This is a genomic window from Ruegeria sp. BF7 (genome assembly GCF_056538605.1).
The window spans coordinates 197,645-211,342 of sequence record NZ_JBQFTM010000003.1 but is presented as its reverse complement, the minus strand read 5'-3'; the positions used below and the strand labels follow the sequence as shown (position 1 = coordinate 211,342).

Annotated in this window: 15 protein-coding genes; 4 read left to right on the top strand and 11 right to left on the bottom strand. The window is 53.6% G+C overall.

The window, feature by feature from the left end:
• Nucleotides 1-21: 21 nt before the first annotated feature.
• The 3 genes from radC to ACR0IK_RS09555 are packed head-to-tail and all read left to right on the top strand — an operon-like array spanning nucleotide 22 to nucleotide 1,958.
• Nucleotides 22-960, top strand: coding sequence for a RadC family protein (radC, locus tag ACR0IK_RS09565; protein ID WP_480641315.1), 939 nt, complete (start codon nucleotides 22-24; stop codon nucleotides 958-960).
• A gap of 49 nt (nucleotides 961-1,009) precedes the next feature.
• Nucleotides 1,010-1,405 (top strand): thermonuclease family protein, encoded by a 396-nt coding sequence (locus tag ACR0IK_RS09560; protein ID WP_480641314.1) that lies wholly within the window; start codon nucleotides 1,010-1,012, stop codon nucleotides 1,403-1,405.
• A gap of 13 nt (nucleotides 1,406-1,418) precedes the next feature.
• Entirely contained in the window at nucleotides 1,419-1,958 is a 540-nt protein-coding gene (locus tag ACR0IK_RS09555; protein ID WP_480641313.1) for a hypothetical protein, read from the top strand.
• Between the two features lie 233 nt (nucleotides 1,959-2,191).
• Here the strand turns inward: ACR0IK_RS09555 and ACR0IK_RS09550 are convergent, their stop codons facing one another.
• The 11 genes from ACR0IK_RS09550 to ACR0IK_RS09500 all read right to left on the bottom strand — a co-directional run bounded on the left by ACR0IK_RS09550 (nucleotide 2,192) and on the right by ACR0IK_RS09500 (nucleotide 12,012).
• Complete coding sequence (locus tag ACR0IK_RS09550; RefSeq protein WP_480641312.1) at nucleotides 2,192-3,190, bottom strand: hypothetical protein; 999 nt, start codon at nucleotides 3,188-3,190, stop codon at nucleotides 2,192-2,194.
• Between the two features lie 478 nt (nucleotides 3,191-3,668).
• Complete coding sequence (locus ACR0IK_RS09545) at nucleotides 3,669-4,505, bottom strand: hypothetical protein (RefSeq protein WP_480641311.1); 837 nt, start codon at nucleotides 4,503-4,505, stop codon at nucleotides 3,669-3,671.
• Nucleotides 4,506-5,170: 665 nt separating this feature from the next.
• Nucleotides 5,171-6,070 (bottom strand): hypothetical protein, encoded by a 900-nt coding sequence (locus tag ACR0IK_RS09540; protein WP_480641310.1) that lies wholly within the window; start codon nucleotides 6,068-6,070, stop codon nucleotides 5,171-5,173.
• 229 nt (nucleotides 6,071-6,299) lie between these two features.
• Nucleotides 6,300-6,458 (bottom strand): hypothetical protein, encoded by a 159-nt coding sequence (locus tag ACR0IK_RS09535; protein ID WP_480641309.1) that lies wholly within the window; start codon nucleotides 6,456-6,458, stop codon nucleotides 6,300-6,302.
• 243 nt (nucleotides 6,459-6,701) lie between these two features.
• Nucleotides 6,702-8,216, bottom strand: coding sequence for a YfjI family protein (locus ACR0IK_RS09530; RefSeq protein ID WP_480641308.1), 1,515 nt, complete (start codon nucleotides 8,214-8,216; stop codon nucleotides 6,702-6,704).
• On the bottom strand, nucleotides 8,213-9,070 hold the full coding sequence (locus tag ACR0IK_RS09525) for a DUF7146 domain-containing protein (protein WP_480641307.1): 858 nt from the start codon (nucleotides 9,068-9,070) through the stop codon (nucleotides 8,213-8,215). Before ACR0IK_RS09525 ends, ACR0IK_RS09530 begins: the two co-directional genes overlap by 4 nt.
• Entirely contained in the window at nucleotides 9,067-9,420 is a 354-nt protein-coding gene (locus tag ACR0IK_RS09520) for a hypothetical protein (RefSeq protein ID WP_480641306.1), read from the bottom strand. The genes ACR0IK_RS09525 and ACR0IK_RS09520 overlap by 4 nt, the downstream gene beginning before the upstream one ends.
• Nucleotides 9,417-9,587: a hypothetical protein gene (locus ACR0IK_RS09515; protein ID WP_480641305.1), complete on the bottom strand. Its 171-nt coding sequence runs from the start codon at nucleotides 9,585-9,587 to the stop codon at nucleotides 9,417-9,419. The genes ACR0IK_RS09520 and ACR0IK_RS09515 overlap by 4 nt, the downstream gene beginning before the upstream one ends.
• A gap of 118 nt (nucleotides 9,588-9,705) precedes the next feature.
• Nucleotides 9,706-9,912, bottom strand: a complete 207-nt coding sequence (locus tag ACR0IK_RS09510) for a helix-turn-helix domain-containing protein (protein WP_480641304.1) — start codon at nucleotides 9,910-9,912, stop codon at nucleotides 9,706-9,708.
• 142 nt (nucleotides 9,913-10,054) lie between these two features.
• Nucleotides 10,055-10,714 (bottom strand): hypothetical protein, encoded by a 660-nt coding sequence (locus ACR0IK_RS09505; RefSeq protein WP_480641303.1) that lies wholly within the window; start codon nucleotides 10,712-10,714, stop codon nucleotides 10,055-10,057.
• Entirely contained in the window at nucleotides 10,711-12,012 is a 1,302-nt protein-coding gene (locus ACR0IK_RS09500) for a tyrosine-type recombinase/integrase (protein WP_480641302.1), read from the bottom strand. The genes ACR0IK_RS09505 and ACR0IK_RS09500 overlap by 4 nt, the downstream gene beginning before the upstream one ends.
• A 381-nt stretch (nucleotides 12,013-12,393) precedes the next feature.
• Here ACR0IK_RS09500 and ACR0IK_RS09495 point away from each other — a divergent pair, with 381 nt between their 5' ends.
• Nucleotides 12,394-13,623, top strand: a complete 1,230-nt coding sequence (locus ACR0IK_RS09495) for a tyrosine-type recombinase/integrase (protein ID WP_480641301.1) — start codon at nucleotides 12,394-12,396, stop codon at nucleotides 13,621-13,623.
• Nucleotides 13,624-13,698 lie beyond the last annotated feature (75 nt).

The window sequence follows — 13,698 nt, the reverse complement described above, 5'->3', positions numbered from 1 at the left end:
ATTGGAGTGGTGGAAGCGGCAATGAAAAGTCAGATATTAGACCAACTGAAAGAGGTTATTGGCCGGGACAAAAAGAGGTTCGGCAAGTTGGTCAAATTCGATGGGCAGAACGGCTTTTCAGAGGACGCTTTAAAGGGTCTTGAGGATCTGGAAGCACGTACGCCACCACCGGATGCAATCGTCGAACCTGCATATTCTCCAGGCTATGTGAACCGTGACCGCCTTTCACCCAAGAATACTGCTGGTGGTGGTTTGGTAAAAGGAGACGACGGCGCAAAGCGGCCACACTATTGGGGTCACCGTGAGCGATTGCGGCAACGGTTTCTGAAGGGTGGCCATGACCCGATGCCCGAATACGAGTTGCTGGAACTTTTGCTGTTCAACGCAATTCCGAGGATTGACGTCAAACCGCTGGCCAAACGCCTGCTTGCGGAGTTCGGTGACCTGAATGGAGTAATTGCGGCCTCAAAGCACCGGATTCTGAAAGTGGAGGGGGCTAACGATTGGGTCTACTACCATTTGCGGGTTGTCGAAGCCTTTGGGCACAGAATGGCGCAGGCTCAAGTGATTAAGCGGGATGTGGTGTCATCGTGGGAAGCCCTCGTGACCTTTTGCCGTACCGCAATGGCGCATCGTGAAATCGAGCAATTCCGTGTTCTGTATCTCGACCGCAAGAATGTCCTGATTGCCGATGAGGAACAATCCAAGGGAACGGTTGACCACGTGCCAGTTTACCCCCGTGAGGTTGTGAAACGCGCCCTGGAACTGAACGCAAGCTCGTTGATCCTGGTTCACAATCACCCGTCAGGTGATCCGACCCCCAGTAACTCCGACATTCTCATGACCGAACGTATACAGGATGCCTGCAACACTATGGGCATTCAGATCCATGACCACGTTATTATTGGGAAGAAAGAAGAATACTCTTTCAGTGCACATGGGTTGCTAACGGGTGTTTAGCCGAATACCTCGATAGCAAGCCTTTCTTTTTTGAGTGATCCCCTGATTGATGAAGTACTGTCTTGCTGCCGCTGTCCTTTCACTTGCCACGTCTGCCGCAGCAGGTTCCCTCCATGTCCGTGACGCTGACACCATTGTTGTTGATGGGACGCCGGTTAGATTGAACGGGGTTGATGCACCCGAACTCGATTCAATATCCGGGCAGGACGCTAAGCGCTGGGTGGTCAATTTCCTTCGCGGTAAGTCGATATCCTGCGACCTGAGCGGCGAGCGAACCTATGACCGCTGGGTAGGGGTGTGTTACGCTGACGGACAGGACATTGGCGCGGCTGTAATCGCTGCAGGCCACGCACTGGACTGCGCCCGATACTCGGGTGGGCGATATCGGCACCTAGAGGTAGCTTCTGCTCGGTCCAGATTGAGAAGGGCGAGTTATTGCAAATAAGGGAGAAGGTTAGATGCTTTTTGATATTCAAATTGAAGGCACACCAGACACTATTAAATCTCGGAATTACCTGATCGATTTTAGCAATCAGTTAGAAACGTTCATGAGTGGTTTGGTGAACGGCGAACTGATGCCCAACTTCTTTGGCGGCATCCTTGACGATGACGCCGAATTATTGCGACCGGCATTCAACGAACTGGTAGAACGAAACGCCTTTGGGGACATAAAGGTAGGAATAAGTGAAATCAGCGAAGACCTTTTAGTCAATCACGGACTGAGCGGTCAAAACCTCACCTACAAAATCAATACACTTTCATCATCGTCACAGCAGATTGTCAGAGCGTCAGAGCGCGAAGAACTCACTGGCCTTCTCATGCGTCCAGTGCGGAAAGTTCTCAAGTACCTTTTAAAACTGATTAACTCAATTCTGGGTTCGTTGCAGTCCGCAATAGCGGCTGCAAATCCAGTGCTGGGTGGCGCGGTCCACGCAGTAAAAGAGTTGAAAGACTATATAGAAGCCAAGGTTGACCTCGTCGGTGACCTGAGCCAGTAGGCGCACCGATGTCTGCTGTGCGGACGTAGCTGACCTTGAGCCTTTGTCTGCTTCGGGGCGCGCGGTCACCTCAAGGTTGATCCTGGCGCCCATGGGCCTGCTGCCTGGCTGAACAGATCCCTAGAAAAATGAAAACCAAAATTCGCGCACCTCAAACGCGGGTGAGGTCAAAAAAGCTACCGGAGTAGCAATTGTCTACCCAACGTTGTATGGGCGAATGTTAGAAATTGCACCTATTGAAATACGCAAAGAGCCGGTCTGCCATCTGAGCGGGCTGGGGCAGCCAATGCGGTACTGGCCATTTTACGCAGCCTGTTACCGACTTCTACGGGATCACCCGGTTGATCCATATCTGGCAACCAAGTTATATCCCACTTCCCATGTTGGATGATACCTAGCGTGGGTTCTACTTCGGCATGGCTAAGCACAGTTTCAGGCGTGATCGGGATATCGTACCGCAGCGAATAATCCACTACAGCGTTGCATAGCCCTTCTACTTGTGCGCTCGTTATTGGAAATTCACCACGGTCAAATGGCCGATTCCGGGCACCAGCCATACCCACCATCGTTACTCCGATTGCAGCAAGGTTACCTCCGCGCACATGCGCCACGAATTCGCCGTCTGCAACCGATAGGTTAGCTTCGGGAGGAAATAGGCCGGGTACTCTCGTCCCATCACTTAAGATGACTTCGTGAGCACCGCGACGATCGATCTGGCTGAGAGAGTACGATCCCGATGTCCAGTGCAAGACGATTCTTTTGAAGTTACCGCTTACTGGAGCTGCTGCTATCGCTGATGCTGGTTGTACCGGAGGAGTCGATAGCGTCTTTCCCTCAAGTATAGCTGAAGCCAAGCCGCTCTCGTATGCTGGAACTAGTTTGGAAGCCACCAGGAACTCGATGTTGGCGTCCGCGCGATCCTCTTCAGCGGAAACAGCTAATTTGATAAGCTCCTGCTGAGCAATTAGGTTTTGCAGTCTTAGCGCATTTTCAGCTTCAACGGCCGCTAGTTTATCCCGCTGTATCTGGGAATACGCCGTTGCGAACACGGATGCTGTTGCACCAATCACGGCAACAAATACTGGTACGAAAAGGCTCCAGTTAAATCTCTGGCGGTCTCGCAGAGATGACAGTTCAGTTTCAAGATCGGCACGAGCTTCTTCGGCTAAGCGGAGCCTTAATAATGCGTTCCTTTCACGATCTAGAAGAGATTTTTCGGAGTATTTCCGCATTATTCAACAGTCCTAAATAGGTTTTTAAATTTACGTAGATTGTGGCAATACTGCGTCTAGCACCCCAACCTTTCCCTCTTATTGATCGTAAAACCAACGTGCCCGGCGCCCACCCAAACCGGGCAATCCGGCCACCTAGTTTGTTCGAAAATTGAACAGATTACCCGGGATGTGTAAAGCCTGCGACTTGCCCGCTTTGGTTGAGGCCCAAGGCGGCAGGAATAGTGACCCGTCATTCGCTGCACCGCATCGGACGATCAAGTTGGGCTCAGAGCAGCCATCCGCCGACTTCTGTCTGTCTTGCGGCCTGTCCCAACGGGACCAACGGCAGTTGTGCGGGACAAACCGGAACTTCGCTGCGGTTGCTCCAATGTCGGCTTTTATACGGGTCCGAAGAAAACCTCTCTGGCGCTTTGATTTAATCAACGAAACCCTCGCTCAGGCGGTGTACGCCGAACCAAGAGCAAACGCACACAAATCAAAAGGCCATAGCAACAAATGTGCCAAATAAAAAAGCGGGTATCGTCGATAAGTACCCTATGAAAAAAAAGGGCCGCTTTTTGTAGTTTTGAAACTTAAAGAACCGCTTGGCTAACTGTAAGATCAATAGCCCAAGCGCGATAGAAAGAAACCAGAATGTTGTGCTAAACGTTGATAGCAGTAGCTCCGGACCAGCATCCGAGTCCCTCAACAAGATGACTCCAAGCACCTCTTCGAACCCCCATACAGTTCTTGCTCCAAATGCCGTCATGACGCTGTTGAAGCTTACGAGGTATATTAGGAGGCTGGAGGCGACATCGACCACTAACAATCCAAGCAGACTTATGAGGCCTTGGACACGGGAAACAAGTATTCGCGTTACAATGATCGAAAGAAAGTCTCCGATGTAGTTCACCACCAAAATCGGCACTAACACCCAGTATTGTGCATCTGAATTGAAGCTCAAAATGTCCTTGATTATGTAAAGTAGAGTCTCGCTTTCACTTAGGTTATCGGTCGTGTGCCAGTAAGCAGCGACAAAAAGGCTAATCAACACCAGCCAAGCTGTCGTAAAGAGCGTTGATGAAACGATGAAGCGAATTGTAAAGGGGTGCCGCCCAAAGATCACATCGAAGCCTGAGGTGACAATATCCCGTATGTCTGAGATGGTCGAATATGAAACGAATCTTTCAATTCGTTCGATTAGGTGTGCTTTTATCTCGTCGTTAGCTTCCTTTTCAGCCCAGGCTGCAATGGATAGTAAGAAACCACCGCACATCAACCCCACGGTAATCGGAGACGCGCCTGAAACGGTTTCGACAATGTGCTCAATCATAGTAGGTCAAGCGAGCATTAAGAACGCTGGCTCGTCAATCCCCTTCGTAAGCCGAAGTTCACTGCAGTGCGTAGGTGGAGAACTTTGGGCTCCACAGCAGACATCCGGCAGCTTCCGTCAAACATCGGGAATGTCAGCAGACTGTCGTGGGCCGACCAACGTCAAACCTTCCCCTGATATAGTGGAAAGTCACGACACTGGATGTGTGCTATACTAGTAGGGCTTCTCACCCAAGGTGGTTGGGGGAGAAACCACCGTCTCACAAATGGTTGAATGTGTAAGGTGGAGCGAGGGGCTGGACGAGGGGGTAAAGCCAGCCCCTCAAGCTCTGGGGGTCTCGGAGCTGTGTGTGATTGCTCCGTTAACTCAAAACTAACGAACTATGCGTGTCCGCGATATTGGGGGTTCCCCGTATGTGGTGGAATTATTCTTTCAGACACAATTCAGACAGAGCCAGCGGGTACCAAAAGAGCGCGGCGCGCCTGATGGGGGTTAGCGATTTCAACGAGGGGGTACGAGTTCGGCGCGTCGTGCCATCACTCCAAACTCGTGCATTTGGCTTTGAAGCATCATCAAAAACTTTGATCCCTGAAATTTCAAGGAGACCATCATGAGCTAGCTGGTCTTAGCTCAACTCGTAACTAGAAAATTGAACACGAAACGCACTAGGAGTTCGACTTTAGAATCTTCGAAGCGATGGCAATGACATCCTCAGCGGGCGCTGTGCTACTAACCACGGTTCGTGCATCGGGTGGAAGGAGCGAACGCAAAGCATCTATCAACGACATGTCAGGGTCATCCTTCGACAGGATAGCGGCGTCACCAAGAGCGGTGTAGAATTGCGATGCATTTTCGTTTCTTTGACGGCTGGAATTGAAAATCCTAACCAACCAGAGAAGCAGCAAAAGCGAACCGATTTTTGTTGTCATTGAAATGACTGTTTGGAAAAGCGCCTCCTTTTGTCTGGTTTGCTCAACTTTGGCATTTAGCTCGGCTTGTATCGTTTCCAAACCAAGATTGTAGTCGTTTTCCGCAACAAACCAATTGAGGCTGAATTTGTCGTAATTTGATAGGAACTGGTTTTCAACTTCCTCTCGTTCAATCTCAGAGCGAAGTTGGTTTTCTAACTTAGCAATTTCAAATGCTTTTATTGCATCAATCTTTGCAACGTAAAGTTGGTCGGGTATCTCGGCATTGTAGTCGGGGAGAGGGTCGAAAAGTCCCATAGTTTCTCGAAGCGGCTGCTGCGGTTTTCCAAGCGGCGAATTCTCATCTACCCCAATCAATGGCTCAACTAACGGCGGAGCAACTTTTTCCTCCTGACCTAGGTTTGGTAAAAATCTATCCCTAACTATTCGGACGGCATCTGTCGCAACTTCTTCCGATAGTTGTTCTAGGTCCGATTTGTTCAGGTCATCGATGCTTTCGGCTATAAAATCCGAGCTAACAAAGACCAAGATGCAAGCAAATATTGCTCCAATTGTCAGCAAAGTATCTTGCTTTGCGCGTCTGGCATAAGCTTTCGCTCTGCCCCTAATTTCCAAAATGTAGGCGTCAAAATCCATAAACTTCGATCCAAATGCAAAGATGCTGTCTCGCAACAGATTATAGACACCCGTAGACCTGTAAAGATTTCGTCGTCTCGCGTTGGGTGAACAAAGGTCTGAGTGCCTATGCCGATAGGTCATTCATTCGCCCGCTATGACCCCTTGTCGCACGCGTACAAACCGACCGGAAATGCACCTACAAAACAGACATAGACCGTCTGTAAAAAACCTGCAGAGGTGTATGACCTCATGCGCCATCTGTAACCCATGCCCGCTTGTTCCCGTCCCACACTCTACCGTTCGGGCCGTGCCGTTCCCATTCAGGCAGGTTTCGCCATTCATCCAGGCTGACTACTTTGCCGGTCCACGTGACAGGCCTGCCGCCCACACCGACCTTGTCAGGCACCGACCTCCGATCCTGATTTTCGCGCAAACTTTTCGCGTTATTCGGCTGCGTCTCAGGTGGGAACAGTTGGCCCACCTGATTTTTTGAGTTTTGACCGATGGGGGTCGCTACATCCGCTACATCCGCTACATGAGACCCCGATTTACCTCCCTGTGTAGCGGATGTAGCGGATGTAGCAGGGGTAGCCTGCTGATTTTTGATTTTTGCCAATGCGGCGCGGGTATCGAAAAAAGCAGCCATGACTCACCCCCTGACGATACGAAAGGCAAGGTTGCGACTAGCCCCGTCAATCACGGTTCCGGCGTCTAATTGGTGAAGCCAGCCGTGAGACGATAGAACCGACAGCAGCGATTTAACCTGCGCCGTTTCTCGCATTGAATTGGGGCCGTACAGTACAACGTCGCGGGGCAGGATTGTGTTCGCGTCTCTACCCAGCTTCAGCGCCTGCTCCGGCCAGCCGTCAACAATCCACTTGCGTAGGCGCTCGGCCTGTTCGACCCGTTCCGTTATCATCGCAGCTTCGGCCAGTCGCTTGGCTTCGCCTAGGTAGAACTGTGCTAGGTTGATAGCATCGGCCATTGCTTCAACTGATACCTCACCGGCGTTCACATCATGCCAGAGCGTAAGAACCCCGGCGATCCGAGCAGCCTGTTCAGCGGATTTAGACGCAAAGGATTTGACGTGTTCGAAATCGCCGCCATTTCCCTGTGACAGTTCTGTTGCCCGGTAGTAATCAAACAGCAGGTCTTTGGCCGCGCTGGACAGGTGCAGCGTCCTTGGCTTGAGTTCTTGAGGCTTATCTTCATCCACCGGCTTGGGGTGGCTCAAAAGTGCGTTCAGGCGTCCGGCCATCGCTACTTTCGCTACATCCGCTACTTCGGCACTTGGCCGATTCAAGCGCGCACCGATATTGCTGACAGGTTCAGTTATCAGGAACCGGGCCAAGAAGCCCTGGCCGGACGCAATCGGATCTGAAAGCAGGGGCCGTGCCGCGACCGGCTGCACCATCAAGTGCATTGCAAGTCTGCGTCCGTAGAGGGTCACTGCTCCGTCACCCGCGCGCACTCGGTCTGGCGGTTCGCCGTCCCAAAGTTTGGACAGACCCGCGACGGTTTTCATGCGGTTATCTGAGTTCATGGCGTGACCACCGAGAAACCCGCCGCCCTCATCCGAGAACAGACCCAAGCTGGGCTGACCGACAAGGTAGAGTTTTACCAACCCCTCAATCGTCGGCTCTGATGCCGTCAGTTTAGGCGACAAGGGTTGCGCAGGTTCTGAACCCATGGCCTTCAAATCAGCCTCGGCTGCTAATGCCTTGTCTGGCTTGCTGCTGGATGCCTCTTTCAAAAGGCGGTCACGCTTGGCGGTCCACAGCTTTTGGGAAAGCTGCCAGTCCGCCATGTCCTCTTTGTATTGGGCTGTTTGTTCACGTTCGAATTCTCGCAGACCATTCATGACCAGCTTGTCGCAACCGCTTTTCCGTTCGCCGGATTGTGCGACGGTCAGGCAGAATAGCGACGTAGGTGAATACCCAGCCAGGGTTTCAACATCGGCATGCGCCTGCACGGCCAGAGACGCCACAGATAGCGCCGACTGCGCCGCAATCGCTATCGGGGCCTGTGTGGCCTGCTGGATTGCCATTACGGCCCCCTTGAGCGGCCCCAGCGCATCCACCGGGTATTCATCGCCGCGCGGGATTTCCCGCAGTAGAGGTTGCGGGCCTTCTTCAATAAATGGTTTGGGCTGGATCACTGTCATATCGCGCCCCCTTCTTTCAGAATGTCGTTGAAGTCTTTGCCGACTGGCGCGTTCAGCATGGAAACCTGCCACCCTTGAGCGCTGGCTCGCTTTGCAAGTGAATGGCCAGCCTCTCGCCCGGCGTCGTCACCATCAGTGGCAACAACCAAATCCCTTGGTCGATCCGGCAGGCGCAGGGCCTTCATCCCCGATGTGCTGAGCGTGGCCCAAACCGTCGCAGGGCCGTCCAGCAGCCCCGATAACAGAGACAGGCCGGTCTCGATGCCCTCACACACCACCAACGGCCCCACGGCCTCAGACAGCACCACAGCGCCGCCAGCACACGGCCCTAGCATCATCTTGGCATTCTTCGGCAGGCGGTTGCCCCGCTTATCGAAAAACGTCCGGTGAATGCCTCCGGTGGTCACATCCGCGACCATTGCCATGCACCACGACGTGGAAGGGCCGTGGAACAGGTCTGGTGCAAACCGCAAGGACGGCGGCAGGGGGCAGGTGATACCCCGCCCCCGTAGATACGCCTCAGCCTTGGTTCGTTCGATGGGCCGGGATGCTTCCCAGATCCCGCGTGCCTGCCGAAGTTTGTTTTCTTCGTATTCCCGGCGCTTCTGATCCGCCTCCCGCTGGGCCTGCGGATCAACCTGCGCAGAACTGGCCGGAATGTTGGCCGCGTCCGCAATGGTTCGAAAATCGCAATTGGCCTTGAAGCAATGCAACAACAACTTGCCGCCCGATTCCGATACGGAAAGTGCGTTCTGATCCTTGCGGCGCTCCGTCTGGCAGACAGGGCAGGGCGCTTGCCCCTTCCCATTGCGCCAGACACCACCGAGTTTGTAAGTCAGGTCTTGCCCGTTCATGACGCACCATTTTCCTGCCCGTCGATCCGGGTCACCTTGTCCAACAACTTGTAGATGCCGTAGCGTTCGCGTCCGGTTTTGGGATCGTTGTCGAACCACTCGGTTTCGATGTTCAGGCCCTGCTCATCACGCAGGCCCATTATGAAATGGGACAGCCTGCAAGGGCTGGCGCAAAACATCGGACGTCGCATCAAGGTTTCCAAAATGCGCCGCTTGTTCTTGCGGACGTAGAACGTGCGCGTTTCACCCGATTGATCCGTGACAGCAAATTTTGCCATGCCGATCCGGGCGGGGAGGTCACGCCAAGACGTGACCCATAGAGTGTTTTGGGGAGGCTTCAGACTACTCATTGCGCTGCCTCCACGTTCAGGCCGTACCAGTGCAGGGCCACAATTGGGCAGTCACGCAGCAGGTCACGCGGCGGGTTGTTGTCGTTGTCGGGGGTGAACACCGGCGCGGCACCAAACAGGTTTTCTGGGTCGCTGTGTTTGTCGTTTGAGAGATATTTTAAGCTCATGCTCATGTCCTCAAGCTTGCGCTTTAGGTCAGAACACGTTACATTTCAGAAAGTCCTGCCACAGACTGTTAAACGAAATGCCCCGTGCCCATGTTGACCCATGGAGCGCGGGTTTCGTTTATGCGGGGGCGGGTTTGCCGACCTCATCAGCGTAGCGGTCGCACTCATCATATTCGACGCGAGTAGCGTTACCGAATTTGGTGAACTTGATCCGTCCGGCTTTCTTCTCCGCGTATAGTTGGGCGCGAGAAAGGCGCAAGTAGTCAGCCGCTTCGGGTACGGTCCCGTAACGCGGCCTTACGGCGTTAACTCCTTTGGTGTCCATGGTTTGCTCTCCTAGTCTGTGTCGATACACAGGAGGCTACCCGAATGGATCAGGTTGCAGCAAACCAAACGGCATAAAAACGTATTAAAAACAGCATATTAGCTAATACCAATGGAAATTTGGGCCGTCGGGTGAATTGGTATTAGCTCGATGCCTTCGCCCGCTTACGGCGGGCCGCAGAGACGGCACGATGCGGGGCAATCCAGTTACTATCAATGCTGTGATACTTAAAAGCCCGCTGAACGACTTTGCCAAACTTTGTACTCGGTCGTGCCTTGCCATTCCTTACCGGCGCAGTTCCAGAGAGTATCGGTTCGCCCAATTCCTCGAACACATCGGCAATCGCTTCCGCCAAACCGTATGCGTGATTGTCTTTCCCGCCCGGTCTAGGGTTGTGCGCGTCCCAGACTCGCGACATGGATAAGCGCTCCGCAAAAGAATCAATTGCGGCCCTCACCTTCTCCGGTGAAAGCCGGTCAGATGCCGGAGAGTATCCGCCCTCATCAATACTGGCGTATTCTCTATACTGGCATGGGATGTCCTTGCATGCCCTGCGGAACTCAAACCCGCTGATTTCTTCTCCACCAGATTTCGATACCAGCACTTGAAGCGCCGCTATTGCCACCTCAACTGACTCATTCTGATTCTCGCGGGCTTGAATGCTCTGGTCATTTCCGACAGGTTTGCCGCCGAATATATCACTGAACCTGCCTCGAACTTCTTCAATGTCCGTGTCAGGAAAGAGGCTGACGAGAAAATCAAGTTCAGCCTCAGCTATCGACGTGGCGGGTTTTTCGCTCATGACCGCCCGCCAATCTCAACCACATCCGCGCTTTCCTGCGTCACCAGTTCAGCCCATTTGTCCAGCGCCACGGCGCGCTCTGCCAGCAGTTCGGCCTGATTGTAAACTCTGGCAACCGCGCTAGCCTTTGATGCAGTGGCCGCGTGGTTCAATACCCGGTCAACCACAGATTCAGATATCCCGCGTTCCGCCATGTGAGTTGCAAACGCTGTTCGGAAATCATGTAGCCGCCACGGCTCAAACTCATCGCCAAGCAACTTATCAAGCCGGGTTTTCATTTTGCTCCACCCAGATATCGGGGTGCGGCCCGTCGTGGTGAATAGGAAGTCTGATGTAGCAGGGACCTTGCCGGTTTTTTTACTTTTGCTGGCCTCTGCCTTGGCTTGCTCTTGGCGAGCTAGAACCTGTTCAATCTCAGCCAGCGCCGGGGCCGATAGGTGGGTGATGTGCCCCCGGTCGTTCTTTTCCTGCGATATGGCTTTTTTGAACCGGAACTTTGAAAGCTCTAGTTCGCTCTTACACAAGTTATTGATTGAAGTGCGGCGCTGGACAGTTAACAGCAGGACACGCACAGGCGGTCCCCATAGGTCGCCAAGCTCATAGGTCTGTTTCCAGATTGCGCGAATCTCATCCAGGCTAAGAACACGATCCCTGATTTGCTCTTTGGTGGCGCGTTCGAGCCGGTCGCCCACGTCCTCAGCCAAATATTCACGCCGCCACGCCCAGCGCGTGAAGTGCTTCAAAGCCGCCCTTGTCCGGTTAGCCATGAACATCTTGCCTTCTTTGGCCTTGTCATCAATCGGCTTTTGAAGGCTGGCACGAGTCAGGTCACCAATAGGCTGGGCAAGGTGTTTACGTAGAGCATCCTCAAGTTGCCGCTTTCTCTCTTCCTGCCTTTTCAGTGTGGAGAGGTGCAGTTCGTCATATACGTTCAAAACGTCCTGAAGGGTTTGGGCTGTCGCAGCGGCGCGCTCCTGATCCCTGCGGGTCTGCTTGGCTTCTAGTACACGGTCAAACCCCCGCGCGGCCTCAGCTTCTATCTCAAGAGCCAATGCACGGGCCTCAGCCAGCCCAATCGCACCATCTTCGCGCTTTCCGGTCGGGGACCATGTGCAATAAGTCCCAAAAGTGTGCTTGCGCTTTGCGCCGCCCTTGACGCGCTTTTCGTACATCCAGACCGCACGGGCTGGGTAAACCCTCAACCGCAGGCCGGTGCGTTTCGTGTCGGATATCTCATCCCGCCCAGCAGCCGGGGGTTTGAGCTTCATCAGGAGCGCGTTGGTAAGCTCTTTCTTCACGTGGTGGCCTCTAGGGGACTCATAGGGGACAAAATGGGTTGGATTCTGATAGACGATCATGGACAATTGTAGACACTATTTACTTGGGGGACAATACGAATTGCGCCTGAACTGCAAGCAAAATATAGCATATTCTGCACACCCTCAGACGACGGCGGACAAGTGTAGATAGTGACGCAGAGTATGGGTGCTTCTGACTTTTAATCAGTGGGTCGCAGGTTCGAATCCTGCACGGCTCACCACTGACACACCAGTCAAACACCGGAAGAATAAGGAGTTTCCTCAATAGTTTGAGGTGCTTCCCGAAACTGTGGTTGGGTTTGAGTGCGGTTAGAACATAACATGAACCTTGTAAAAACGATGCCGTTACAAGGACACGATATGCCACAGATCAAGTTCAAGGATTCGACACTCAAAACGCTGTCGGCGGACAAGACCACATGGTTCACCGACCCCGACGTTAAGGGGCTGCGCCTTTGCGTGACGAAGGGAGGCGCAAAAACCTGGTGGGTCAACAAGTGGGACCCGAAGGCCCAAAAGACGCGGGCCGTGAAGCTCGGACAATGGGCAAACAAGGGTATGCACTGCGCATGGGCCAAGAAGCAGATGGGTGCGGCGCTCCTCGACATTCAGGAGGGAAATGTCCACACGAAGGACGAGCGTGAGGCTGACAAAGCGCGGCTTGGCATCCCGACATTCGCGGAGGCACTGGACCAGTACATTGAACACCGGACGAGTGAGAGGGCGTCGGGCAAGGCTCCGATGGTCGAGAAGACAGCCCGAGACTACCGCAATTCCTTCAACCTGCATTTCACGCGGTGGGCAGATACCTATGTCGATGAACTGCCGATCCATGAGATCAACCAATACCTGAACACGTTGCAGCTCACGCGCCCTCATGGGGCCAGAGCAGCGGCGGTCGTTGCTGGTGCGGTCGTGCGGTTCATCAACCGTCTATGCGCCCTTGCATTGCCGATCCCGTCGCTGCTCGACAACACCACAATCAAAAGCCGGGTCGAGACAGGTAAGCTCGACATGTCTGTCCAGTGGTCTGATCGCTGGGCCGAAATCGAACAAGTCGGCAATGAGCACATCCGCCTGTGGTGGATGCTGACATGGTACACCGGGTTTCGTCAGGAGACGTTTCGCGCGCTGACATGGGATCAAGTTGACCTTGAGGCGGGCACGGTCACATTCCGGCGCAGTAAGCATACCTACGACCGAGTGATCGCAATTTCGGACGATGCCGTCAGGCTGTTTCAAAGCCTGTCCAAGATCAAGTATGACGACTGCGATTGGGTGTTTCCATCGCGCCGCGTCGTTGGACATAGCCGTGGGCACCTCGGTCAGATGGATGCCTTGAACCTGACGAAGCCCGGAGACTTGCGCCATTTCTGGATGACCGTTGCGCGGGAAGTCGCGCCACGTCACGTTCACAGGTGGCTGGCGCAGCAGACCATGACCGACAATGACCTGCGGATGCTCGGCCACTATGGCGAACCGACGTATGAGGAACAGAAGGCGGCGGCCAATGCGATTGCGGCGGCGATCAGCAAGCGGATTCAGGCAGCACCTTCTTCCATTGTTGAATTGCGCCGAAACACCGCCTAAATTGAAAACACCAATACCTCCATGCCTATAGGTAGTGACCCGGATAGGTGTGAGGCCGACGCGTGAGAGTAGTGG